The 499-nt window shown below is 46.5% G+C and carries 1 protein-coding gene; it reads right to left on the reverse strand.

All coding sequences use genetic code 11. From position 1 onward, the window contains the following. Positions 1–91 precede the first annotated feature (91 nt). Positions 92–421: a DUF3467 domain-containing protein gene (locus Q1Q75_RS00465; RefSeq protein ID WP_300666917.1), complete on the reverse strand. Its 330-nt coding sequence runs from the start codon at positions 419–421 to the stop codon at positions 92–94. Positions 422–499 lie beyond the last annotated feature (78 nt).

Consider the following 499-nt stretch of genomic DNA (forward strand, 5'->3'; position numbering starts at 1 on the left):
TTTTCACAAACACGCACACCCCATCCGGCTTCAAAATAAAAAAACCGGAGAAAAAATATCACATTTTCTCCGGCCTTTAAAAAAATCTTCGCTACTCTGCTTGAGCGTCCAGCTTCAACTCCCCGAACCGCTCCTCATACTCCTTGACGATTTTATCTAACAAAACGGAAAACCGTTTGGCCGCATAAGGGTTCATGATCATCCGGTTGGTGAGCTCCACGGTGAGCTCTTTTTCCGCCGGGTTCCATGACTTGTTGGTGCCAAAGAGAAGGGTCATCTCTTCCCGTGTGCTGCTCACATTGCAGACATTGGCGTAGGCACTCGAAAGCTTCGAGGTGTCCCAGAGGACCTTGGTGCCTGCGCTCTTTTCTTCGGTCACTTCAGCATCATGTTCCACGGCTGTTTCTTTCTGTTTTGTCATCTTCAACTCCTCTTTAATCCTATGTTTCATGAGATCAAACGGCTCTCAACAAAAAACCGTCTGCTTATGATAAAATCA

It is taken from the genome of Desulfoluna sp., assembly GCF_030145185.1.
Taxonomy (GTDB): Bacteria; Desulfobacterota; Desulfobacteria; order Desulfobacterales; family Desulfolunaceae; genus Desulfoluna.